At 71.0% G+C, this 21324-nt stretch carries 25 protein-coding genes and 1 tRNA gene; 14 read left to right on the top strand and 12 right to left on the bottom strand.

Going from position 1 to position 21324, the window contains the following annotated elements; all coding sequences use genetic code 11:
• The first annotated feature begins 85 nt into the window (after positions 1 to 85).
• Positions 86 to 433: a hypothetical protein gene (locus tag ACTU3I_RS11230; RefSeq protein WP_442925772.1), complete on the top strand. Its 348-nt coding sequence runs from the start codon at positions 86 to 88 to the stop codon at positions 431 to 433.
• A gap of 188 nt (positions 434 to 621) precedes the next feature.
• The gene (locus ACTU3I_RS11235) at positions 622 to 939 is read left to right on the top strand and encodes a hypothetical protein (protein WP_442925773.1); all 318 of its coding nucleotides are present in this window, start codon (positions 622 to 624) and stop codon (positions 937 to 939) included.
• Position 940: 1 nt separating this feature from the next.
• Here ACTU3I_RS11235 and ACTU3I_RS11240 read toward each other — a convergent pair whose 3' ends face one another.
• The 6 genes from ACTU3I_RS11240 to ACTU3I_RS11265 form a co-directional block, all read right to left on the bottom strand.
• Positions 941 to 1267 carry a DUF7882 family protein gene (locus ACTU3I_RS11240; protein ID WP_442925774.1) on the bottom strand — a complete coding sequence of 109 codons (327 nt, stop codon included), beginning with the start codon at positions 1265 to 1267 and terminating at the stop codon, positions 941 to 943.
• Between the two features lie 93 nt (positions 1268 to 1360).
• A tRNA-Arg gene (locus ACTU3I_RS11245) sits at positions 1361 to 1433 on the bottom strand.
• Between the two features lie 45 nt (positions 1434 to 1478).
• Complete coding sequence (locus ACTU3I_RS11250) at positions 1479 to 2768, bottom strand: hypothetical protein (protein ID WP_442925775.1); 1290 nt, start codon at positions 2766 to 2768, stop codon at positions 1479 to 1481.
• Positions 2769 to 2885: 117 nt separating this feature from the next.
• A complete protein-coding gene (locus ACTU3I_RS11255; protein ID WP_442926400.1) occupies positions 2886 to 3710 on the bottom strand; it encodes a CPBP family intramembrane glutamic endopeptidase in 825 nt (274 codons plus the stop codon).
• A gap of 53 nt (positions 3711 to 3763) precedes the next feature.
• Positions 3764 to 4501 carry a tRNA (guanosine(46)-N7)-methyltransferase TrmB gene (trmB, locus tag ACTU3I_RS11260; RefSeq protein ID WP_442925776.1) on the bottom strand — a complete coding sequence of 246 codons (738 nt, stop codon included), beginning with the start codon at positions 4499 to 4501 and terminating at the stop codon, positions 3764 to 3766.
• Positions 4502 to 4842: 341 nt separating this feature from the next.
• The gene (locus ACTU3I_RS11265; RefSeq protein ID WP_442925777.1) at positions 4843 to 5679 is read right to left on the bottom strand and encodes a DUF3097 domain-containing protein; all 837 of its coding nucleotides are present in this window, start codon (positions 5677 to 5679) and stop codon (positions 4843 to 4845) included.
• 131 nt (positions 5680 to 5810) lie between these two features.
• Between ACTU3I_RS11265 and ACTU3I_RS11270 the strand changes: the two genes are divergently transcribed.
• The 4 genes from ACTU3I_RS11270 (at position 5811) to ACTU3I_RS11285 (ending at position 10081) form a co-directional block, all read left to right on the top strand.
• Complete coding sequence (locus tag ACTU3I_RS11270) at positions 5811 to 7859, top strand: TPM domain-containing protein (protein WP_442925778.1); 2049 nt, start codon at positions 5811 to 5813, stop codon at positions 7857 to 7859.
• An 81-nt stretch (positions 7860 to 7940) separates the two neighbouring features.
• Entirely contained in the window at positions 7941 to 8702 is a 762-nt protein-coding gene (locus ACTU3I_RS11275; RefSeq protein WP_442925779.1) for a PspA/IM30 family protein, read from the top strand.
• 117 nt (positions 8703 to 8819) lie between these two features.
• Positions 8820 to 9629: an arginase family protein gene (locus tag ACTU3I_RS11280; RefSeq protein WP_442925780.1), complete on the top strand. Its 810-nt coding sequence runs from the start codon at positions 8820 to 8822 to the stop codon at positions 9627 to 9629.
• Positions 9626 to 10081, top strand: coding sequence for a Fe-S oxidoreductase (locus ACTU3I_RS11285; RefSeq protein WP_442925781.1), 456 nt, complete (start codon positions 9626 to 9628; stop codon positions 10079 to 10081). The genes ACTU3I_RS11280 and ACTU3I_RS11285 overlap by 4 nt, the downstream gene beginning before the upstream one ends.
• A 41-nt stretch (positions 10082 to 10122) precedes the next feature.
• On the opposite strand, the gene ACTU3I_RS11290 is transcribed toward ACTU3I_RS11285, so the two are convergent.
• From ACTU3I_RS11290 to ACTU3I_RS11300, 3 genes are read right to left on the bottom strand one after another with little or no spacing between them, the layout of a single operon-like run.
• The gene (locus tag ACTU3I_RS11290; protein ID WP_442925782.1) at positions 10123 to 10587 is read right to left on the bottom strand and encodes an SIP domain-containing protein; all 465 of its coding nucleotides are present in this window, start codon (positions 10585 to 10587) and stop codon (positions 10123 to 10125) included.
• Between the two features lie 39 nt (positions 10588 to 10626).
• Positions 10627 to 11373, bottom strand: a complete 747-nt coding sequence (locus ACTU3I_RS11295) for a tyrosine-protein phosphatase (RefSeq protein ID WP_442925783.1) — start codon at positions 11371 to 11373, stop codon at positions 10627 to 10629.
• Positions 11370 to 11846, bottom strand: a complete 477-nt coding sequence (locus ACTU3I_RS11300; RefSeq protein WP_442925784.1) for a carboxymuconolactone decarboxylase family protein — start codon at positions 11844 to 11846, stop codon at positions 11370 to 11372. The genes ACTU3I_RS11295 and ACTU3I_RS11300 overlap by 4 nt, the downstream gene beginning before the upstream one ends.
• A gap of 82 nt (positions 11847 to 11928) precedes the next feature.
• Between ACTU3I_RS11300 and ACTU3I_RS11305 the strand changes: the two genes are divergently transcribed.
• The 8 genes from ACTU3I_RS11305 (at position 11929) to ACTU3I_RS11340 (ending at position 19378) form a co-directional block, all read left to right on the top strand.
• Complete coding sequence (locus ACTU3I_RS11305) at positions 11929 to 12867, top strand: alpha/beta fold hydrolase (protein ID WP_442925785.1); 939 nt, start codon at positions 11929 to 11931, stop codon at positions 12865 to 12867.
• Positions 12868 to 12997: 130 nt separating this feature from the next.
• Positions 12998 to 14512 carry an ABC transporter substrate-binding protein gene (locus ACTU3I_RS11310; RefSeq protein ID WP_442925786.1) on the top strand — a complete coding sequence of 505 codons (1515 nt, stop codon included), beginning with the start codon at positions 12998 to 13000 and terminating at the stop codon, positions 14510 to 14512.
• A 13-nt stretch (positions 14513 to 14525) separates the two neighbouring features.
• Complete coding sequence (locus tag ACTU3I_RS11315; protein ID WP_442925787.1) at positions 14526 to 15476, top strand: ABC transporter permease; 951 nt, start codon at positions 14526 to 14528, stop codon at positions 15474 to 15476.
• Entirely contained in the window at positions 15473 to 16360 is an 888-nt protein-coding gene (locus ACTU3I_RS11320; RefSeq protein ID WP_442925788.1) for an ABC transporter permease, read from the top strand. Before ACTU3I_RS11315 ends, ACTU3I_RS11320 begins: the two co-directional genes overlap by 4 nt.
• Positions 16357 to 17163, top strand: coding sequence for an ATP-binding cassette domain-containing protein (locus tag ACTU3I_RS11325; RefSeq protein ID WP_442925789.1), 807 nt, complete (start codon positions 16357 to 16359; stop codon positions 17161 to 17163). The genes ACTU3I_RS11320 and ACTU3I_RS11325 overlap by 4 nt, the downstream gene beginning before the upstream one ends.
• A complete protein-coding gene (locus ACTU3I_RS11330) occupies positions 17156 to 17947 on the top strand; it encodes an ATP-binding cassette domain-containing protein (protein ID WP_442925790.1) in 792 nt (263 codons plus the stop codon). Before ACTU3I_RS11325 ends, ACTU3I_RS11330 begins: the two co-directional genes overlap by 8 nt.
• 35 nt (positions 17948 to 17982) lie before the next feature.
• The gene (locus ACTU3I_RS11335) at positions 17983 to 19044 is read left to right on the top strand and encodes a M4 family metallopeptidase (protein WP_442925791.1); all 1062 of its coding nucleotides are present in this window, start codon (positions 17983 to 17985) and stop codon (positions 19042 to 19044) included.
• Positions 19025 to 19378 (top strand): protealysin inhibitor emfourin, encoded by a 354-nt coding sequence (locus ACTU3I_RS11340; protein ID WP_442925792.1) that lies wholly within the window; start codon positions 19025 to 19027, stop codon positions 19376 to 19378. The genes ACTU3I_RS11335 and ACTU3I_RS11340 overlap by 20 nt, the downstream gene beginning before the upstream one ends.
• Here the strand turns inward: ACTU3I_RS11340 and ACTU3I_RS11345 are convergent, their stop codons facing one another.
• Genes ACTU3I_RS11345 through ACTU3I_RS11355 form a run of 3 tightly spaced genes read right to left on the bottom strand, consistent with a single transcriptional unit; the run spans position 19379 to position 21211 of the window.
• On the bottom strand, positions 19379 to 19987 hold the full coding sequence (locus ACTU3I_RS11345; RefSeq protein ID WP_442925793.1) for a GNAT family N-acetyltransferase: 609 nt from the start codon (positions 19985 to 19987) through the stop codon (positions 19379 to 19381).
• Positions 19988 to 20016: 29 nt separating this feature from the next.
• Complete coding sequence (locus tag ACTU3I_RS11350; RefSeq protein ID WP_442925794.1) at positions 20017 to 20712, bottom strand: uracil-DNA glycosylase; 696 nt, start codon at positions 20710 to 20712, stop codon at positions 20017 to 20019.
• Between the two features lies 1 nt (position 20713).
• On the bottom strand, positions 20714 to 21211 hold the full coding sequence (locus tag ACTU3I_RS11355) for a phosphoribosyltransferase (RefSeq protein ID WP_442925795.1): 498 nt from the start codon (positions 21209 to 21211) through the stop codon (positions 20714 to 20716).
• Positions 21212 to 21324 lie beyond the last annotated feature (113 nt).

A 21324-nucleotide genomic window follows, 5' to 3' on the forward strand; every position in this document is an offset into this window, starting at 1 on the left:
TGATGTGCTACGCGGCGCATACTTCACGCGGCCGCGCCATGCAAGCCGCCGCATCCGACGGTGGCGGGGAGGCAGAGTCGTAAACATGCGACGAATCAGCTATGCCGGAGAGGCCGTCATCACGACGGACGAGGTCGCCTCCGTGCTCGTCGACCTTTCGGCCGCGCTCGCCCGAATCGGTCAAGCAGAGGCGATCCGCATCCCGATCCTGACCGAGGGCGGCCCGGCGACGGCCGAGCTCGTCGTGGGCATCGGCAACGACGTGCTGTCGGTGCCGCACTCCTCGGACGATGCCGAGCCGGAGTTCACCCCCGAGTTGAAGGCGCTGCGCGCGCGGCTCGAGCGTGTCGCGCCGACGATCGAGGGTGACCTCGCGCCCCCTGCCGAGGAGCCTGACGCGTACGACCCGGATCTGGACATCTCACGGGGCTGAGGGCGCGTCCGCTCACCCGCTGGGCGGGAGGGACGCGTTACGGGGTTCAGGCGCACCCGGCATTCCGACCGGACGCCGTCAACCCCGTGGTCTTCGGAGAGCTCGGCAGCGGAGGATGAGAGTCGCATCGAGATGGCGCGAGCCAGCGGCGGTGCGGCACACCAGCAACGAAGGGTGCCTGGGTACGCATGCACGATATCTTCGCTGGCGGTGTGCGCCTGACAACCGCCGATGATGTCGCGGAGGCGCTGCTCGACTACCTCCGGATACTCCTGCAGGAGGGACGCGCGGAACTCGTCACGTTTCCCGCGGTCGTCGAAGGGGAAACGGCGCACGTCACACTCGCCGTCGGGGTGGGATCACCGATCGTGGCCTCGCAGACGATCAGCGAGATCGAACCGACCCTCGAAGGCACCGATCTCGCGGCGTGGAGCATCCGGCGACGCACATCGGTGCTCAGAGGAGAGCGACCGGACCTCGATTGGCGCGAGAACCCGGCGGAATGATCTAGTCCTCGGGCGGCCCGGCGTCAGGCTCCACCTGCTCCGGGATGAGCACGATACCGCCCGTCGAGTGTGCGGAGTTCGCGAGTTCTTCCAACCACGTCCGGCTCAACTTCTCCGGTTCCGCATCCTCGAACTCGAACCGCAGCGGAATCGACGGGTGCAACCACAAGGTGCTTCGGCCTCGCGGTTCGTCCTCCGGATGAGTCCAGCTCAGAGTGAAACTCTCCCCGCGGCGCAGTTTCGTCGCGATGACGACCTTCAAGTGCGCCAGCGCCCGATCACCGATCCGGATCGGAACGCCGCCTCCGCCGTAGTAGAGAACGCCCATGCCGTGATCATCCCACTACAACGCCGGCCCGTCTTGCATCTTTCACGGCGAGGGTCGCTCCCGGATGCCGCGCCACGCGGCGTGCTGGGTCAGTGCCCCCGACAGGAATCGAACCTGCGACCTTTGGTACCGGAAACCAACGCTCTATCCCCTGAGCTACGGAGGCATACCTGTCGAGGTTATCATCGGCGCACCTCGTCCTTGACCGGAGTCAAGGGTGGTTGATCGCCCACAGACTCCACACCGCGAACACCTGCAGCACGATGCAGCCGACCAGGAGTGCCACGCGACGCCGCGGAGTCGCGCTCAGTCGTTCGTCCCCCAGGAGCGGCGACAGCGGCACCAGGAGCCGGAAAGTGCTCCCCTGCGGCAGGAACACCGCGAAGAGGTAGAGCCCGTAGCTGGCCGCATACGCGACCACCACGAGCCCGAGACGCCGCACCGGCCGTGACCACAGCAGTAGCGCGAAGGCGACCACGAGCACGATGACGAGCGCGATCCCGACGGCACCGAGGTGCGTGCCGGCCTGCCGGAACCACGGTGTGAACGGAATGAAGGGGCCGTTACCCACCGACCCGATCCACCATCCGAGCTCGGTGCGGATGTAGGCGCCCTCGACGCCGGTGCGACGCTCGGCGATCACCGTCCACGCGAGCCCCGCCGTTGCCGTCGACAGACCCGCGACGAGGAGACCCACCATCTCACGCGGAAGGAACGGGTCGGAGCGATGCCGCAGCATCCGCGTCACGAAGACAATGCCGAGAGCCAGCGCCAGCGCGAGGGCGCCGGGCCGCGTGAAGGCCGCGATCACGCCCAGAGGGGCGATCCACAGGTAGCGGCGGTCGATCGCGAGGATCAGTGCGGCGAAGGTGAGCAGCAGCGCCAGGCCCTCGCTGTACCCGACGACGTAGATGAACGACAGCGGAGCGAAGGAGAAGAAGGTCACGCCCCACCACGCCGCACGGGGAGTCGTCACACGTCGCAGCAGCACGAACAGCATCCACGTCGCTCCGAGACCGGCCGCCAGGCTGATGCCGACCGCCACCAGCTGCCAGGGCAGGCCGGTGGCGTCGTGGAGAAAGCGCGTGAGGAAGGGGAAGACCGGGAGGAAAGCCCAGTTGTTCGGCATGATGTCGCCGAACTCGTTCACCGGGAGGCGATCGGGGTAGCCGAGCTGCGCGATCTGGCCGTACCGGTCGGCGTCCCAGCCCGTGAGGAAGTCGAGGAAGCCGCGCACGTGCTCGTCGTCCGGGCCGAATCCCCACCGCGCCGCGCGCGCGATCTGGAAGAACCCGAACAGCAGCGCGAGGTTGATCGCCCGCGCGGTCGCCCACAGCCCGACGATGCGCGCGAACTCGCGGTTCCGGATGGGCTCGATCCCGCGGGGCGCGCGCAGCAGGTCGGCGACGGCGAGACGCAGCATCCGGAGGCGGCGTTCCCGCGTGCGCAACCGGACCGGTGCATGGGTGGCAGCGGACGGGGTGCTCGGGGGTGCGCTCACACAGGACCTTTCGCAGGCGACGTGCGCATGCTCTCAGCGGCACGTGCCCGCGAGGTGAACCGGCGGTGGCGGGACGGTGACGCGCCCCCGGGTGCGTCACGCCCGGTGGGCAGCGGGTCAGACGAGGAAGATCGGCAGCGCGCCCGGATTGTGGGCGTGCACCAGGACCGCGAAGACGACGGCGTCGAAGAGGAGGTGCACGGTGACGACGTATCCCAGCGAGCGGGTACGCAGGAACAGGAACGCCTGCACGAGCGCGAACGGGATGGTGAGGACGGGACCCCACGCCTGGTATCCCAGCTCCCACAGGAACGAGACGAAGACGACCGACTGCAACACGATCGCCAGGGCGTCGGGAAAATGGCGACGGAGTAGCACGAAGACCGTGCAGATGAAGAACAGCTCGTCCCAGATGCCGACGGCCCCGACCCCCACGAACAGCCGCGCGATGAGGTCGGGGGTGTCCACGACCGGCCAGTTCATGTAGACGCCCGAGGTGATGAAGTAGAACGGCAGAATCAGCCACCCCAGGGCGAGCACCCCCACGAGCCACACCCACTGCCACCACGTCCACCGTCCGCCGCCGCGCCACGGGAACCGGATGGCGTGGTCGCGGTAGAGGTAGCGGGAGATCAGATACGGCGCGACCACCGCGCCCCCCAGGGCCAGACCGAACCGCAGCATCGCGAGATTGTCGAGCTCGGCCTTGAGGTCGATGGCGCTGACGATCAGCAGGCCGATCGCGATCAGCGACACGTCGCGCAACAGGCTGGGCGGCTCGTCGCCGCTTCGGCGCCGGATGCTGATCCGCCGTCCGTCCGCGAGCCACGCGCCGAACAGAGCGGCGGCGAGCAGAAGCCACCCCACCCACGGGACTCGCAGGACGAAGAACGCCGGCGCGGCGAGGCAGACCAGGAGCGCGGGCACGACACCCCACGACATCGTCCGCCCGGCCGTCACCGGTGGATGCGAGGCCACCCGGCGCTGCGCGCGCGTCATGCGATCCGCCGATAGGCGAGGTCGCGGATCGCCCGCCCTGCGCGCGATCCCTTGCGCTCGAAAGCGGTGAGGACACGCCCCTCGAAGCGCTCGGCCCACTCGCCGGCGAAGGCCCGCTCGAACAGCGGTGACTCATCCAGCACCGTCCGCATCTGGCGGGCGTAGTCCTCCCAGTCGGTGGCGAGGCGCAGGACCCCGCCCGGCTTCAACGCCCGCCCGGCGACCGGACCGAATTCCGGCGCGACGAGGCGGCGCTTGGTGTGCTTGTTCTTGTGCCACGGGTCGGGAAAGAACACCCACAGCTCGTCGACGGATGCGACGGGCAACAGATGCTCGAGCACCTCGGGGGCGTTCGCCTCTACGAGGCGGAGGTTTCGGACGCCTTCCCGCCCCGCGTCGAGCATGGTCCGCGCAAGGCCGGCTCGGAACACCTCGACGGCGAGGAAGTCGGTGTCGGGGTGGGCGGTCGCGGCAGAGATGATCGCGTGCCCCTGACCGGAGCCGATCTCCACCACGAGGCGGGCTGAGCGTCCGTAGACGGCCTCGGGGTCGATCTCGGAGCCGGCCCGCACACTTGTGGCCGCAGCATCCCTCGGCGCCTCGAGAAGGTAGAACGCCGAGTACTCCGCCCACGCCCGCTCCTGGCCGTCCGACATGCGGCCGCTTCGCCGCACGAACGACACCGGCCTCTCACGGAAGCGGGGGCCGTCGGTGTCTGAGGGCGCGTCGGGCATGCTCCCCAGGCTACGGGAGGCGCGTGCCGTTCCCCGGCTCGCTCACGTGACAGGAGGTGCCGCATCCGCGTCGCCGTAGCGGCACGTACTGCCACCTGAGCGTGCGCGCCTGCTGCACCCCGCACGCCCGCCCGACACGCGCAGCTCCTTGCTTGGGGCGGCCGATGTGCTTTGGGGCGACCATCGAGCGCCCCAAAGCACATCGAGGGCCCCAAACCCGGAGACCAGCGCAGAGTTCCGCATCCGTCCGAGCGCGCGAAGGGTACCCGCCCGGAGCGATCGAGGCAGCGGGCCGGACCTTGCGGAGGGCGTGCAGCGCACCTCCCCACCCCGAGGTGCGGCTAGGAGGCCGTGACGAAGTCGATCAGCTCCTCGACGCGGCCCAGGAGCGCCGGCTCGAGGTCCCGGTACGACGAGACCTTGCCGAGAATGTGCTGCCACGCGCGGGCGAGGTCCGCCTGGTCGCGCGCCGGCCAGGCGAGCGCGCGGCAGACCCCGACCTTCCATTCGACGCTCCGCGGCACCTCGGGCCACCGCGGGATCCCGACGGCCGCGGGGCGGACGCACTGCCACACGTCGACGAACGGGTGACCGACGATCCTCAGGTGCGCGCCGTGTTTTCCCCGCATCACCGACTCGGCGATCCGCGTCTCCTTCGATCCGGGCACCAGGTGGTCGACGAGCACGCCGTAGCGACGCTCGGCGCTGGGCGGCTCCGCGTCCAACACGTCCGCGAGAAGGTCCACCCCCTGCAAGAACTCGACGACGACGCCCTCCGCGCGAAGATCGTCGCCCCACACCTTCTCCACCAGCTCGGCGTCGTGCTTGCCCTCGACCAGGATGCGGCTGGCCCGCGCCACCCGGGCGCGCGTCTCGGGCGCGGCGAACGATCCGGATGCGGTGCGCTGTCGACCGGTCGAAGCGGCGGGCTTCGGGGCCGCGAGCTTCACGACCTCGCCGTCCACGAGGAAGCCGCCGCCGAGCGGAAAGACGCGCCGGCGCCCGAGCCGGTCCTCCAGCTCGACGGTGCCCGAGGCCACCTTGGTCACCGCGCCGACGAAGCCGTCATCCGCGACCTCGACCACGAGCTCGCGCTCAGCCGCCACCTCGGGAACGAGACGCCTCCCCTGATCGCGCCACCCGGCCGCGAGCACGTCGGTGCCGTATCGGTCGTCCATGGGCCCTCCCGTCGCCGAGTCTGTCGGAGCGTCCGACCCTAACCCGGAAGCCGCTCGCGTCGAGGCAGACCACGCCGGGCCCCGTGCGCAACGGCTAGAGGCGTTTCCGGCGGGCTGAATAGACTCGAACGGTGGCCGCTCGCATCTCGCTCCCCCGCCGGTCGCGCCAGGGCGCGCGGGCACTTCTCGCCCTCGTCGCCGCGCTCGCCCTCGTCTTCGCGGGGCCGGCGCTCACGGCCTCGGCGACCGGCCCGATCTCGCTGGGCGACGGCTACATCGCCGATGAAGTGGGCGCGCTGAGCCCGGCTGAGTCGGCGTCGTCGGAAGAGCGCCTCTCGGCGCTGTACGAGGCGACCGAGATCGATCTCTACGTCGCCATCGTCGACGACTTCACCGATCCCGCGAACTCTCAGCAGTGGGCCGACGCCACGGCCGCGCAGAACGGGCTCGGCGTCTCGCAGTATCTGCTGGCCATCGCCACCGATGGGCGGCAGTACTACATCTCCGCCGACAGCGCGGGCCCTCTCTCGAACGATCAGCTCGACGCGATCGAACGGGACATCCGGCCGGCGCTGTCCGCCGGCGACCTCGCGGGCGCCATCGACGCGGCTGCCGAAGCGATCCAGGGCACCTCCTCCTCCGGCGGCGGCGGAGGCGTGGGATCGTGGCTCACGTGGGCGCTCGTCCTCGTCGTGGCCCTCGTGATCGTGGTGCTGGTCGTGGTGCTCGTGCGACGCCGCCGGAAGCGGGTGCCGTCGACGGGCGACGGTGCGCAGCAACCGCAGGTTCCCACCGCGGAACTGCGCAAGCAGGCAGCATCCGCCCTCGTTGCGATGGATGACGCCCTGCGCACGAGCGAGCAGGAGCTCGGCTTCGCCGTGGCGCAGTACGGCGAGCAGGCCGCCGCGGAGTTCTCGGCGGCCCTCGCGAGCGCGCGTGAGAAGCTGACGGTCGCCTTCACCCTCCAACAGCAGCTCGACGACGGCACCCCCGACACCGAGGAGCAGGTGCGCGCCTGGAACATCCAGATCATCGAGCTGTGCAGCGAGGCGAGCGATGAACTCGACGAGAAGGCCGCGGCCTTCGACGAGCTTCGCAAGGTCGAACAGGACGCTCCCGCCGCCCTCGAGCGCGCTCGCGCCGCCCGGGAGGCCGCGGCGTCCGGGATCGACGCGGCCGGGGCGACGCTCGCCACGCTGCGCGCGACCTACGGCGCCGATGCCCTCGCCACCGTCGATGACAACGTCGACCAGGCTCGATCGCGTATCGCGTTCGCCGATGAGCAGCTCGCCGCGGCGCAGAGCGCCCTCGCCTCCGGGGACACCGGGCAGGCCGCCGTCGGCATCCGCGCCGCCGAGGAGGCGGTGGGTCAGGCTGACCTCCTCGAGAAGGCGATCGACGCCCTCGCCGCCGACCTGCCCAGAGCCGAGCAGCAGAGCGTCCAGCTGATCGCGGCGCTGGAGGAGGACGTCCGGGTCGCGCAGTCGCTGCCCGACCCCGACGGCCGCGTCGCGGCCGCGGTCGCTGCGACGCGCTCCCGTGTCGACGCGGCGCGCGCGGAGCTCACAACACCGCAGCGACGGCCGCTGCAGACGCTCCAGCAGCTGCAGGAGGCGGATCGCGCCATCGACGAGGTGGTGCAGTCGGCTCGGGACGCCGCGTCGCGGGCCCAGCGCCTCGCGCAGCAGCTCGACGCCGCCATCGGCCAGGCCCGGGCGCAGATCTCCGCGGCCGAGAGCTTCATCGCCGCGCGCCGCGGCGCTGTCGGGGTGGAGGCGCGTACGCGCGTCTCCGACGCATCCGCCGCCCTTGCGCGGGCCGAGCAGCTGCGCGCGACCGATCCGGATGCGGCGCTGCGCGACGCCGCGCGCGCCAACGAGCTCGCCGCGCGCGGAATCGAGTCGGCGCGGTCCGACGTCGGAGGATTCAGCATCCCCGACACCGGACGCGCCTCGGGCAGCGACAGCTTCTTCGGCGCTGTGCTGGGGGGCCTGATCAGCAACAGCCTCTCCGGCGGCTCCTCACGCTCGCGGAGCGGCGGGTGGTCGGGCGGATTCGGGGGCAGCGGGTGGAGCGGCTCCTCGGGCCGCGGTTCCTCGAGCGGGGGGCGCTCCAGCTTCCGCTCCGGCGGCTTCAGCGGCGGCGGATCGCGCGGCCGCCGAGGAGGTGGCCGCTTCTGACGCCGCAACCGCCCCCGTCACAGACAACTCGTAGCTAATCCCGACAGACTCGTAATCCGAGGCCCACAGGAAGGAACCCCGATGGCCAAGCAGTCCATCTTCGGTCGCATCTCCACGCTCATGCGCGCCAACATCAATGCTCTTCTCGACTCCGCCGAGGACCCGCAGAAGATGCTCGATCAGCTCGTGCGCGACTACACGAACTCCATCGCCGACGCGGAGTCGGCCATCGCCGAGACTATCGGCAACCTGCGCCTTCTCGAACGCGACCACCAGGAAGATGTCCAGGCCGCGGCCGAGTGGGGCAACAAGGCCCTCGCCGCCAGCCGCAAGGCTGACGAGCTGCGCACCGCGGGCAACACGGGCGAGGCCGACAAGTTCGACAACCTCGCGAAGATCGCTCTGCAGCGCCAGATCTCGAGCGAGAGCGAGGCGAAGACCGCCGAGCCGACCATCGCGTCGCAGACGGAGGTCGTCGACAAGCTCAAGGACGGTCTCAACGGCATGAAGGGCAAGCTCGAGCAGCTGAAGTCCAAGCGCAGTGAGCTGCTCGCCCGCGCCAAGGTCGCCGAGGCCCAGATCAAGGTGCACGATGCCGTCAAGTCGATCGACGTGCTCGACCCCACGAGCGAGCTCGGCCGGTTCGAGGACAAGATCCGTCGCGAGGAGGCTCTTGCCGCCGGAAAGCAGGAGCTGGCCGCGTCGTCGATCGACGCGCAGTTCAACCAGCTCGACGACGTCGGCGAGCTGGTCGAGGTCGAGGCGCGCCTGGCCGCCCTGAAGGCGGGCGGCTCCGCACAGCCGCAGCCCCAGGCGCTGCCGGCCAGCCCCGATACGGTCTGAGCGCGACATCGAGAGTGCGGGCGAGCGGCGAGAACCGCTCGCCCGCACTGTTTTGTCGTCACGCCCTCTCCAGCACGACAGAATGGTGCGGGTGAGCGGACCGGAGAGGAACAGCGGATGACGCGATTCGTGGTGGTGCCGCAGTGGCAGGGCTCTCCGGCTGCACGAGCCATGCTGCTCCGTGACGGTGCGGAGGCGATCGCAGGCGACCTCCCCCGCGCGGCGACGGTCGTCCTCGATGTGCCGCTGGAGGCGGGCGACGCTCAGGGAACGCGGATCCACCGACTCAGCGCCCTGCGGCGGATCGCCGCGTCCCTCGACGATGCCCTCGCCGGTTCCGCCGAGCGGGCCGTCGTCGTCGGCGGGGACTGCAGCGTCTCGATCCCCGCGGCCGCGCGTCACGCCGGCGACGACCTCGCGATCGTGTGGGTCGACGCCCACGCCGACATCAACGACGCCGAGACGTCGCCATCCGGATCCCTCGCCGGCATGGCGCTGCGCGCGCTCGTCGGGGGCGTTCCCGACGCGCTGCCGACCGCTGCCACGACCCCCGATCGCGTCGTGCTCGTCGGCGCACGCGATCGCGACGCCGCCGAGGATGCGTTCCTCACCTCCCACGGCGTGACGGATCTGTCCGTCGACGACCTCGCCGACCCCGAAGCCCTCGCCCGCGCCGTTCGCGCGACCGGCGCATCGCGGGTCTACGTGCACATCGACCTCGACGTGCTCGACCCGGCCGAGTTCACCGGGTCGGCCTGGGGCGTGCCGTTCGGGCTCGGCGTCGCGAACCTCGTCGCCGCCCTGCAAACGCTGCGTGCCGAGACCGAGATCGTCGGTGCCACCATCGCGGGCTTCGCCCCGGCGAGCCCGGCAGCCGCCGTCGACGACCTCGGGTCGATCCTCCGCCTGGTCGGGGCTGTCGCGTGAGCCCGATCCCCGCCCCGCCGGCAGGGTGGCGCGATCGCGCGGAACGAGCCGTGGAGCGCAGCCGCCGCATCGAGTCCCGCATCCCGGCGGCGCTGCTGGACTCCCCCCTCAGCTACCTCGGCTATCTCTACGGCACGACAGTCGGATTCGTGTGGGGGACGCTGTGGAGCACCGGACGCGTGGAGCGACGCGACGGCCTGTGGATCTTCCGCGGCATGCCGCGGTGGACCTTCCCGCGCGGCGGCGTCACCGCGGGGGGATGCTTCCTCACCGGCGACGCGCCCATAACCCGGGCGTTGCTTCGGCACGAGGCCGTCCATGCGCGCCAATGGCGCCGGTTCGGCTTCCTCATGCCGGTGCTGTACGGCATCTCGGGGCGTGATCCCCTGCGCAACCGCTTCGAGATCGAGGCGGGCCTCGCCGACGGCAACTACGTCCCGCGCGACGCCTGACCTCCGCAGCCGGCGGCCAGCGACCCGGTCGCGCCGCCGCGTCAGCGGGTGGGGATGTGGAAGCGCTCGGGCGTGTGGATCGCGTCGCGGGACATGCCCCGGCGCTCGACCAGCTCGTCGACGATGTCGGCGGTGCCGAGGTACCCGCCGAGGAGGATGACTCGGGTCGCGTCGGGTTCGTGGGCGTCGAGCATCTCGCCCGCCCATCCGGCCACGGCTCGCGCGACAGCCTCCCCCGCGGCGCAGCCGCGCCCCGTACCGGGCGCACCGCTCCGGCGGGAGCGGTCGAGCCACGTCACTGTCATACGCGGCGGGGCGCTCAGCGCACCGACCCACGACTCGTCGGGCACCTCGACGAACACCCGGCCCGTCGAGCACAGCGGCAGCGTCGCCAGCACGGCCTCGAGCTCGGCGAGCGAAGACTCGTCGGCGGTCACCAGATGCTGCACGCGTGTGTGACGCGGCGCGCGGCAGGCTGTCGGATTGTGCTCGGGCATCGGGGTCATGGCGGATTCCACTATACCCGAAGCATAGGGTTGCCTAACCTACTGTCTCGTCGTCGAGGGTTCTTCAGCCGAGATGAGGATGCGGCGCAGCTCCGTGATCTCGTCGTCGCCGAGCCCGTGCGCGCGGAGGTATTCGGTCGGCGAGCCGAAGACGGCGTCCAGGCGCTCCAGCAGCGCACGCATGACCGGCGCCGGCGAGCGCGTCGCCAGTTCTTCGAGGTGCACGGCCCCCGGGTGCATCTGCCGCAGTCGCGCGACGACCTGCGCATTGCGGGACGCCGGCAGCATCCGCTCGGTGCGCGCATAATCCTCGACCACGGCGTCGGTCTCGACGCCGGCGGCGGCGAGGGTGAGGGCGACGGTGACGCCCGTGCGGTCCTTACCCACCGTGCAGTGGACGAGGACGGGCTGATCGTGGACGATCCCCCGCACCACCTCGACCACCTTGTCGGAGGAGTCTTCGATGAGACTCGAGTAGAGCCCTTCCAATCCGACGTCGCGCTGGAAGAACGACTCGACGGAGCCGAGGAAGAGCGGAACCCGCTGCGTCACGACGTCGAGGCCGGTCAGCCGACTCGGCGCCCACCGCACTTCATCGTCGTCACGCAGGTCGATCACACGCCGCAGACCCAGCCCTCGCAGGGCAGCGGCGCCGGCATCGTCCACCGAGGCGAGGTTGCCCGAGCGGTAGAGGACCCCCGAACGCGTCCGGCCGCCGGCGGCGGGAAGGCCGCCGACGTCACGGAAGTTCATCGCCCCCGAGATGAGAGAGGGCAGGTCACTCATACGTCGATGTCCTCCAGCGGCGGAACGGGGTACCGCCCGGCGATCGCGAGGCGGTTGAAGGCGTTGATGGACACGAGGATCCAGCTCAGGGCGATGTATTCCTGCTCGCTGAGGGCCTCGCCGACCGCGGCGTAGACGTCGTCGGGGATTCCCGCCTCGGAGATGAAGGTGAACGCCTCGGCGAGCTCGAGCGCGGCGCGCTCGCGGCGGTCGAACACGCCGGACTCCCGCCAGACCGGGATCTGGGCGAGCGTGTCGGCCGTGACACCCGCGAGCAGTGCCCGCTTGGTGTGCACCCGCACGCAGTACGCGCAGCCGTTCAGCTGGGAGGCGTGGATCTGCACGATCTCCTTCAGCCGCGGCTCGATGCCGGCGTCCTCGGCCAGACCGCCGACGGTCTTGGACAATCCGCTGAGCGCCTGGTACGCCGGCGGCGCCGACTTCGACAGATGGATCCGGTGTTCAGCGCCCATGCCTCTCAGCGTAATGTCCCCCGCCGGAGAGGCGGCGGGGGCGAGAATGAGTGCGTTCCCGCCGCAGACCCGAGGATGCTTCATGACCGATGCTTTCGACGAATTCTCCTTCCTGCCCGAGCAGGCCGCCGACAACGGCATCCCCGGCCCCCTTCCGCGGGTGGAGAGGCTTTCGCTGACTCTCGACGACGGTCGCACCCTCAGCGCGCTCCGGTACGGCGATTCACCGCCGGAGGTCACCTTCCTCCACGGTGCCGGCTTGAACGCGCACACGTGGGACACCACGATCCTCGCGCTGGGACGCCCCGCGCTGTCGCTCGACCTCCCCGGACACGGCGACTCCTCGTGGCGTACGGATGCCGCGTACTCGGGCCGCACGCTCGCACCCGACGTGGTGCGGGGCCTGGGCGCATGGGCAGACCGCCCGCAACTCCTCGTGGGGCAGTCCCTGGGCGGCCTGACCGCCGCGTCGGTCGCCGCATCCGCCCCCGAGGCCGTCGCGCGCCTCGTGGTCATCGACATCACCCCGGGCGTGGACCCCAACGCCGGCCCGACGCAGATCCGCGAGTTCTTCGCCGGCCCGACCGATTGGGCTTCGCGAGACGAGCTCGTCGACCGTGCGCTGTCGTTCGGTCTGGGCGGGGGATCGCGGCGCACCGCCGAGCGTGGCGTGTTCCTCAACTCACGCGTGCGCCCCGACGGCCGCGTCGAGTGGAAGCACCATTTCGCTCATCTGGCGGCGGCGGCGGCGAACTCCGGATCGACCGCCCCCTCCCCCGACGACGCGGTGACCTCCTTGCTCTCGCGGGCGGGCTGGGACGACCTCCTCGCCGTCCGCGCGCCCCTCACGCTCTTGCGCGGCGAGCGCGGGTACGTCACTCCCGACAACGCCGCGGAGTTCACCCGCCGGCTCCCGGAGGCGGTGGTCGTGACCCTTCTCGGCGGCCACAACCTGCAAGAGGACGTGCCCCTCGAACTCGGCCGGCTCCTCCGGGATCTCGCGGATGTGCGGGAAGCCTGAACGCGGGAACGGCGTTGCGGTAACAGAGCGTCTTGGTACCTGGGCCGGCAATAGGCTGGATCGGCACTGAGTTGCCCTCCGAGGCATCCGACAGCATCGCGGATGCCTTCGTCCTGCGAAAGGAACACCCATGCCGCGACGCACCGCCCTTGCCGCGTCCGCCCTGATTCTCGCGGGGGCACTCGCCCTCGCGTCCTGCTCCGGCGGTGGCGCTTCGCCGTCACCCAGCACGAACGGCGATCCCGACCCGGATGCCACGCTCACGGTGGGCCTCGTGCTGGAGCCGACGAACCTCGACATCCGCCACACCAGCGGCGCCGCGCTCGAGCAGATCCTGATCGACAACGTGTACGAGGGGTTGGTGACGCGCACGCAGGAGAACGAGATCGTGGAGTCGCTCGCCAGCGCCTACACGGTCTCCGACGACGGCCTGACGTACACCTTCACGCTGAACGACGGCATCACCTTCCACGACGGCACGCCCCTGACGGCCGCCGACGTCGTCACGTCCCTGCAGCAGGTGAAGGACGACCCCGAGATCGTCGGCAACGCCGAGTTCGCCGGCGTCGCCTCCATCGCCGCGTCGGACGAGTCGACCGTCGTCATCACGCTCTCCGAGCCGAACCAGAACTTCCTGTTCACCCTCACCGGCCCCGCCGGGCTGGTCTTCAAGACCGGCGACACCACCGACATGCAGACCGCTGCGAACGGCACCGGTCCGTTCACCCTCAGCGCGTGGAACCGCGGGGACAGCATCGAGCTGACCCGCAACGACTCGTACTGGGGCGAAAAGGCCGGCGTCGCCGAGGTCGTCCTGCAGTACATTCCGGACTTCACGGCCGGAGTCAACGCCGCCCTGGACGGGAGCCTCGACGTGCTCACCGCCGTCCAGCCCGACCTGGCACCGCAGCTGGACGGCGTGGACGGATTCACGCTGACGGAGGGGCAGACCACCGACAAGGGCACGCTCGCGTTCAACAACCAGCGCGCGCCCCTGGACGACCCGCGTGTCCGCGAGGCGCTGCGCCTGGCCGTCGACCACGAGGCGCTGGCGGAGGCCCAGGGTGCTGCCGAGACGCTGTACGGCCCCATCCCGCCCCTGGACCCCGGCTACGAGGACCTCTCCGACGTCGTCTCCTACGACCCCGACCGGGCGCGCGAGCTGCTCGAGGAGGCCGGCGTCGAAGATTTGAGCCTGACGCTGACGGTGCCGTCGTTCTACGGCGCCACCGTGCCGCAGGTGCTGGTGTCGGCATACGACGAGATCGGCGTGAACCTCGAGGTGGACTCCGTCGAGTTCGCCGCCTGGCTGCAGGACGTCTACACGAACAAGGACTACGACCTGAGCTTCGTGCTGCACGTGGAGCCGCGTGACTTCGGCAACTTCGCCGACCCGGACTACTACTTCGGCTACGACAACCCGGAGGTGCAGGACCTGTACGCCCAAGCCCTTGCGTCCACCGACGAGGAGGAGTCCGACGCGCTCCTGGCCGAAGCGGCGCGGATCGTGTCCGAGGATTCCGCCGCCGACTGGCTGTACCTCGGTTCGACGATCACGGCCGTGGGCGCCGGGGTGTCGGGGTTCCCCGTGGACTCCCTCAACTCCCGGGTCGACCTGGCGGGCGTGACGGTCGCCGCGGACTGACGGTGCCCGAGGAGTGATCCGCTATACGCTGACCCGCCTGGCCCTGCTCGTCGTGGGGCTGGTCGTCGCCAGCATGCTGATCTTCCTCTCCCTGCGGGTGCTCCCCGGTGACGTCGCGCAGCTGATCGCGGGAACGGACTCCACGCCTACCCAGGTCGCGGCACTGCGGGAGCGGCTCGGTCTGACCGATCCGCTCCCGCAGCAGTACCTGGACTGGATCGGCGGACTGCTGCGCGGCGATCTCGGCACGTCCTTGCTCACCGGCGCATCCGTCAGCGGCGAGCTGCTGGAGAAGGCGCGCGTGACCGTCCCGCTCGGCATCCTGGCCCTGGTCATCGCCCTTCTCATCGCCGTGCCGCTGGGCGTCCTCTCGGCCCTTCGCCGCGGCCGCCCCGGCGGCGGAGCACTCAGCGTCTCCGCGCAGACGCTCGCCGCCGTTCCGGTGGTGTGGGCGGGCATGATGCTCGTCGTGGTCTTCGCCGTGTGGCTGGGGTGGCTCCCCGCGCAAGGGTTCCCGCGCGCCGGATGGTCCGACCCGGTCGCCGCGGCGCGCGCGCTCCTTCTTCCCGCCTTGACGATCGGGATCGTCGAGGGCGCGATGCTGCTGCGCTTCGTCCGCAGCGCCACCCTGCAGGCGATCGGGCAGGACTACGTGCGGACGGCGGCGGCGAAGGGGCTCACGCGTACGCAGGCGCTCCTTCGCCACGGTCTTCCGAACGTCGCGCTGTCGGTCATCACGGTGCTGGGCCTCCAGGTCGCCGGGATCATCGTCGGTGCGGTCGTGATCGAGCAGCTGTTCACGCTTCCCGGGATCGGGCGGATGCTGGTCGCCGACGTCGGAAGCCGAGACCTGCCGTCCGTGCAGGGCGAGCTGCTCGCACTGACCGGGTTCGTCCTTCTCGTCGGGTTCGTCGTGGACCTCGCGCACCGGTCGCTGGATCCGCGTCAGCGGGAGTCATCGTGAGCGCGCGCACCCGGGAGCGGTGGTTCCGCCGGTTGTGGCGACTGGGGACGGGGCGGTTCAGCGTGCTCGTCGTCTCCGTCATCGTCCTCACGGCCATCGTCGCGGCGTTTTGGACACCGTTCCCCCCGCAGCGCGTCGATCTCGCCGACGCCTGGGCGCCGCCGGGTTGGCCGCACCTGCTCGGAACGGACAACACCGGGCGCGACATCCTCAGCCTCCTCATGGCGGGCGCGCGCACGACTCTCATCGTCGCGGTGGGTGCGGGGGTCATCGCGACGCTCGTGGGACTCGCTCTTGCGGCGCTCGGCGCCCTCACCGCCCGGTGGCTGCGCGAGAGCATCGCCGTGCTCGTCGACATCCTCATCGCCTTCCCCGTCCTGCTGATCGCCATGATGATCTCGGCCGTGTGGGGCGGTTCGCTGTGGGTGGTCATCTGGTCGGTCGGAATCGGGTTCGGTGTCAACATCGCCCGCGTCACGCGCCCGGAGCTTCGGCGTGTGCTGCACAGCGACTTCGTGCTCGCCGGTCGCGCCTCGGGCCTCACGCCGCTGCAGAACCTCTGGCGCCATCTGCTGCCGAACGTCGCGCCGGTGTTCATCGTGCAGCTGTCGTGGAGCATGGCGGTGGCGGTGCTCGCCGAAGCGGGGCTTTCCTACCTCGGTTTCGGCGCCCCGCCGACCGATCCGTCCTGGGGTGTGCTGCTGGCCGACCTGCAGCGCTTCATCACCGTGCACCCGCTGTCGGTGGTGTGGCCGGGCCTTGCGATCACCTTCACCGTCCTCGGTCTCAACCTGCTCGGCGACGCGATGCGCGAAGCGACCGACCCCACCCTGTCGGCGCGCACACCCTCGGCACGACTGCACGTCCCGGCGGTGGTCTCATGAGCCTGGAGGTGGAGGACCTGGTCGTCGAGATCGGGGGGCGACGGGTCCTCGACGGCGTCTCGTTCGTCGTGCCTCACGGCGCGCGCATCGGGCTGATCGGCGAGTCGGGCTCGGGCAAGTCGGTGACGGCGCTGGCCGTCCTCGGGCTGCTGCCCGAGGGGGCGACCGCGACCGGCAGCATCCGGTGGCACGGTCAGGAGATCCTCGGGATGTCCGATCGGGATCTCGCGCGGCTGCGCGGCGATGACATCGGCATCGTCTTCCAGGAGCCTGCGACCGCCCTGAACCCGATCCGCACGGTCGGCCGTCAGATCGCCGAGTCGATCCGCATCCACGAGCACGTCTCCCGCGCCGAAGCCCGCGGCCGCGCGATCGCCGAGGCGGAGCGCGTCGCCCTCCCTGACCCCGAGGCGATCGTGTCGCGCTACCCGCATCAGCTCTCGGGCGGGCAGCGTCAGCGCGTCGCCATCGCCATGGCTCTGGCCTGCCGGCCGCGTCTGCTCATCGCCGACGAACCCACCACCGCCCTGGACGTCACGATCCAGGCGGGGATCCTGCGTCTTCTCGCCTCGCTCGTGAGCGACGCGGGGATGTCGCTGGTCTTCATCACGCACGACCTCGCCGTGCTCAGCCAGGTCGCCACCGACGCGGTGGTCCTCGAGCGGGGGCGGGTCGTGGAGGCCGGAGCACTCACGACGCTTCTCACCGCGCCGGCCTCCCCCGTGACCCAGGCCCTGCTCCGGGATGCCACAGCCACCCTGTGGCGCCCCGAGGACACCCGGTGGGGGGAACCGCATGACTGAGATCCTCCTCCGAGCCCGCGGGCTCACCCGCCGGTACCGCGGCCGGCGGACGAGTCTGTTCGGCACCGCGTCGGAGACCGTCGCCCTCTCCGACGCCGACGTCGACGTGAGCGCCGGCGCTGCTGTCGGGGTGATCGGCGAGTCGGGTTCGGGCAAGTCGACGCTCATGCGCCTGCTGCTGGCCCTCGACGCCCCCACGGCCGGCACCGTCGAGTTCGACGGGCGGCCGGTCGACGCGCGGGCCGGGGCCCGCGCGCTGCACTGGCTGCGGCGGGAAACGGGCATCGTGTTCCAGGATCCGTACGGCTCGCTCGATCCGCGGATGAGCGTCGGTCGCATCGTCGGCGAGCCGCTGTGGGCGCTCGACATCCGCGGTGATCGACGCGCCCGGGTTCGCGAGGTGCTGGCCGAGGTCGGGCTGGAGGCCGACATGGCGCAGCGCTACCCGCACGAGTTCTCCGGCGGTCAGCGACAGCGCATCGCGATCGCCCGCGCGATCGTGCACCGTCCGCGGCTGCTCGTCGGCGACGAGCCCCTCTCCGCGCTGGACGTGACAGTGCGCGCGCAGATCCTGCGCCTGCTCGCCGAGCTGCGCGAGCGCACCGGGCTCACGCTCCTCCTCGTGAGTCACGACATCGGGGTCGTGCAGAACCTCTGCGACGAGGTGCTCGTGCTCAAGGACGGGCGCGTCGTCGAGGAGGGGCCGACCGAGAAGGTGCTGCTGCAGCCGCAGGCCGCCTATACCCGCTCGCTCCTGGCCTCGATCCCGACCATCCGTCCCTGACCACGCGTGTCGGGGACGCGCACTAGGGTCGGGACATGGCCCCCGGCATCGTCCCTCCGTACCTGCTGTCCCGGCTGGCCGCGGCCGGCGAGCCGCACCTCGCCCGCGCCGCCGCCGCCGCGGCGCGCACGCTCGCGGCACCTCGCCCGCCCCGCCACCCCCGCACGCGGCTCCGGCTGTCGATCGAGGAGGGCGCTCTCGTGGCCGAGACGACGCCGGCCCCCGACCGGGTGGTGTCGGACGCCCGCAACACCGAGGAGCTCCCCGGCATCCGGGTGCGAGGAGAAGACGACGCCGCCACCGGCGACGCCGCCGCCGACGACGCGTTCGACGGTCTCGGGGCGACGTTCGATCTGTTCTGGGATGCGTTCGGGCGCAACGGGATCGACGGCGCCGGCAGCCCGCTGCTGGCGACGGTGCACTACGGCGTCGACTACGACAACGCCTTCTGGAACGGTGAGCGGATGGTGTTCGGAGACGGCGACGGCGAGGTCTTCACGGGATTCGCCCGGTCGCTGTCGGTGATCGCGCACGAGCTCGGACACGGCGTCGTCGACGCCGAGGGCGGGCTGGAGTACCAGGGCCAGTCGGGTGCGCTCAACGAGTCGATCAGCGACGTGTTCGGCGCTCTCGCCGAACAGCATCGTGACGGGGCTTCCGCGGCGGAGGCGTCCTGGCTCATCGGCGCGGGAATCTTCACCCCGGCCGTGCAGGGTGTCGCCCTGCGGTCGATGAAGGCCCCCGGCACGGCGTACGACGACGACGTGCTCGGCCGCGACCCGCAGCCCGCGCACATGGCGGACTACGTCGAGACGGCGGAGGACAACGGCGGCGTGCACATCAACTCCGGCATCCCCAACCGCGCCTTCTATCTCACCGCGACAGCGCTCGGAGGCCGCGCGTGGGAGCGGGCCGGGCGCATCTGGTACCGCACGATCCTCGGCGACCTGCCGGCCACGGTCGACTTCGCGGGCTTCGCGGAGGCCACCGTGCACAGCGCCGCGACGGAGTACGGTGAGAACTCGGAGGAGGTCGCCGCGGTCCGCGACGGATGGGCGGGCGTCGGCGTCATCGAGGATGGGACATCGAGAGCCTGACGCGAAGCCGAGCCGTCGCCCGCCGAAGAAGGGCACCGGCGCCTCGGTCGCAGCATCCGTCGTGGTGACTGTCGTCCGTTCGGGTGGCATCGCCGGAATGAGGCGGCAGTGGCAGGCGGCGCCCGACCCGGACGAGGCGCCGCGCTGGCGCGCGATGGTGGAGAGCTGCCCGTGGGATGACCCGGGCACCGACGCGGGCGGGGCCGACCGGTTCATCTGGTCGATCCGGGCCGACGACGGCGACGATGTCGCGAGGGAGGCGGAGGTGCCGGACTCGCACCTGGAGGGGCCGTGGCGAACGCTGGTCGACGCTGTCCGGGATGCGGCGGGATGATCAGCCGAAGAGCGATTTCTTCTTGCGCTTGGGGATGCTCTTCTGCAGGTACACGACGCCGAGCCACCGGTTGAATTTGAAGCCCACGCGGCCCATCCGCCCGACCTCGGTGAATCCGAGCTTCTCGTGGAGGGCGATCGACGCCTCGGCGCCCTTGTCGCTGATGGCGGCGACGATCTCCCGGATGCCGGCGTCCTGTGCCGCGTCGATGAGCGCTTCCAGGAGGGCGCGGCCGAGCCCTTTTCCGGTAGCCGCCTGCCCGAGGTAGACGGAGTTCTCGACGGTGTAGCGGTAGGCGGACTTCGGTTTCCACGGTTGCAGCAGCGCATACCCGAGGATCTGCCCGCTCGGGGACTCCGCGACGAGGAACGGCATGCCCAGCTTCTTCAGGTGGGCGAACTTCTCGCGCCACTGCGCGATCTTCCAGGGCTTCTCGTCGAACGTGACGACGGAGTTCGTGACGTAGTAGTTGTAGATCTCCCGGATGTCGGGGATGTCCCGTTCTTCGGCCGCCCGGATCGCGTAGGAGAAGGGCTGCTCCGCAGGTGGGGTCCGGCGCAGGTGCCGCGGCAGACGGCGGCGACTCTTGTCGTATTCGTCCTCCAGCACGCGCTCACTTTACGCGACGCACGCGCCGATCAGAGTGCGGGAAGACGCCAGTCGACGGGGGCGGCGCCCTGCTGCTCGAGCAACGCGTTCGCGGCCGAGAACGGCCGGGAGCCGAAGAAACCGCGGCTGGCCGACAGCGGCGACGGATGCGGCGACTCGATGATCGGCGTCGACCCGAGGAGCGGGCGGAGGTTGGCCGCATCGCGGCCCCACAGGATCGCGACGAGCGGGGCGTCGCGCGCGACGAGCGTGCGGATGGCATGCTCGGTGACCGCCTCCCACCCCCAGCCGCGATGCGATGCCGGCGCCCCCGGCGCGACGGTCAGGACGCGGTTGAGCAGGAGCACGCCCTGGTCGCTCCAGGCCGACAGGTCGCCGTGCGCGGCCGGCGGGATGCCGAGGTCGTCGTTCAGCTCGCGGTAGATGTTCGACAGGCTCCGCGGGAGCGGGCGGACGTGCGCGTCCACGGCGAAGGAGAGACCGATCGGATGACCGGGGGTGGGATACGGATCCTGCCCGACGATGAGCACCTTGACGCCGTCGAGGGGACGCGCGAACGCCCGGAGCACCCGGTCGCCGGCGGGGAGATAGCGCCGCCCCGCCGCGACCTCGGTCCGCAGCCTCTCCCCCAGCGCGGCGATCTGCGGCGCGACCGGCTGCAGCGCCGTCGCCCAGCCGGGGTCGAGAAGGCCCGCGTCGGCGAGTTCGGACAGCGACTGGGCCACGTCAGGCTGCCGCATCCTCGTCGCGCACCGACCCCCGGTGCGACCACGGGAAGTCGATCCACAGCGCCGTGTCCTTCCACGAGTAGTCCGGCTGCTCGATCGTGGTGGGCTTGGTGTAGATGACGACCGAGCGCAGGTCCGCTCCGCGCTCCCGCAGCATCCGGACGGCGAGGGCGAGCGTGCGCCCGCTGTCGGCCACGTCGTCGACGAGCAGCACGCGACGGCCGCTGAGGTAGTCGATGTCGAGGGCAGGCGGCAGCACCTCCGGGTCATCGAGCACGGTGCCGACGCCGGTGTAGAACTCGACGTTCAGTGCCCCGCAGTTCTTCACGCCGAGGCCGTAGGCGATGGCCCCGGCCGGAAGGAGTCCCCCGCGCGCGATGGCGACGACGACCTCCGGCTCGAACCCGTCGGCGAGGATCCGCCGCGCGAGGTCCCGGGAGGCCGCGCCGAACTGGTCCCACGTCAGCGTCTCGCGCTCTCCGATGCCCTCACCCACACGTCCTCCTCCGCCCGTGGGATCCACCCTACGGGCCGCCGCACGGACAACACTCCGGAGCACCGCCGCCGATCGGATGCGGAGAGCCGCCACGGGCTGCCCGCGACGCATCC

This window comes from Microbacterium sp. RD1 (assembly GCF_052220165.1).
Classification (GTDB): Bacteria; Actinomycetota; Actinomycetes; order Actinomycetales; family Microbacteriaceae; genus Microbacterium.

What these genes read in the sequence shown, in the direction of transcription:
- ACTU3I_RS11340 (WP_442925792.1), top strand. Translation starts at nt 19,025, where the DNA reads ATGGGACATCGAGAGCCTGACGCGAAGCCGAGCCGTCGCCCGCCGAAG.
- ACTU3I_RS11230 (WP_442925772.1), top strand. Translation starts at nt 86, where the DNA reads ATGCGACGAATCAGCTATGCCGGAGAGGCCGTCATCACGACGGACGAG.
- ACTU3I_RS11305 (WP_442925785.1), top strand. Translation starts at nt 11,929, where the DNA reads ATGACCGATGCTTTCGACGAATTCTCCTTCCTGCCCGAGCAGGCCGCC.
- ACTU3I_RS11335 (WP_442925791.1), top strand. Translation starts at nt 17,983, where the DNA reads ATGGCCCCCGGCATCGTCCCTCCGTACCTGCTGTCCCGGCTGGCCGCG.
- ACTU3I_RS11310 (WP_442925786.1), top strand. Translation starts at nt 12,998, where the DNA reads ATGCCGCGACGCACCGCCCTTGCCGCGTCCGCCCTGATTCTCGCGGGG.
- ACTU3I_RS11330 (WP_442925790.1), top strand. Translation starts at nt 17,156, where the DNA reads ATGACTGAGATCCTCCTCCGAGCCCGCGGGCTCACCCGCCGGTACCGC.
- ACTU3I_RS11265 (WP_442925777.1), bottom strand. Translation starts at nt 5,679, where the DNA reads ATGGACGACCGATACGGCACCGACGTGCTCGCGGCCGGGTGGCGCGAT.
- ACTU3I_RS11280 (WP_442925780.1), top strand. Translation starts at nt 8,820, where the DNA reads ATGACGCGATTCGTGGTGGTGCCGCAGTGGCAGGGCTCTCCGGCTGCA.
- ACTU3I_RS11325 (WP_442925789.1), top strand. Translation starts at nt 16,357, where the DNA reads ATGAGCCTGGAGGTGGAGGACCTGGTCGTCGAGATCGGGGGGCGACGG.
- ACTU3I_RS11240 (WP_442925774.1), bottom strand. Translation starts at nt 1,267, where the DNA reads ATGGGCGTTCTCTACTACGGCGGAGGCGGCGTTCCGATCCGGATCGGT.
- ACTU3I_RS11290 (WP_442925782.1), bottom strand. Translation starts at nt 10,587, where the DNA reads ATGACCCCGATGCCCGAGCACAATCCGACAGCCTGCCGCGCGCCGCGT.
- ACTU3I_RS11255 (WP_442926400.1), bottom strand. Translation starts at nt 3,710, where the DNA reads ATGTCGTGGGGTGTCGTGCCCGCGCTCCTGGTCTGCCTCGCCGCGCCG.
- ACTU3I_RS11300 (WP_442925784.1), bottom strand. Translation starts at nt 11,846, where the DNA reads ATGGGCGCTGAACACCGGATCCATCTGTCGAAGTCGGCGCCGCCGGCG.
- ACTU3I_RS11275 (WP_442925779.1), top strand. Translation starts at nt 7,941, where the DNA reads ATGGCCAAGCAGTCCATCTTCGGTCGCATCTCCACGCTCATGCGCGCC.
- ACTU3I_RS11235 (WP_442925773.1), top strand. Translation starts at nt 622, where the DNA reads ATGCACGATATCTTCGCTGGCGGTGTGCGCCTGACAACCGCCGATGAT.
- trmB (WP_442925776.1), bottom strand. Translation starts at nt 4,501, where the DNA reads ATGCCCGACGCGCCCTCAGACACCGACGGCCCCCGCTTCCGTGAGAGG.
- ACTU3I_RS11295 (WP_442925783.1), bottom strand. Translation starts at nt 11,373, where the DNA reads ATGAGTGACCTGCCCTCTCTCATCTCGGGGGCGATGAACTTCCGTGAC.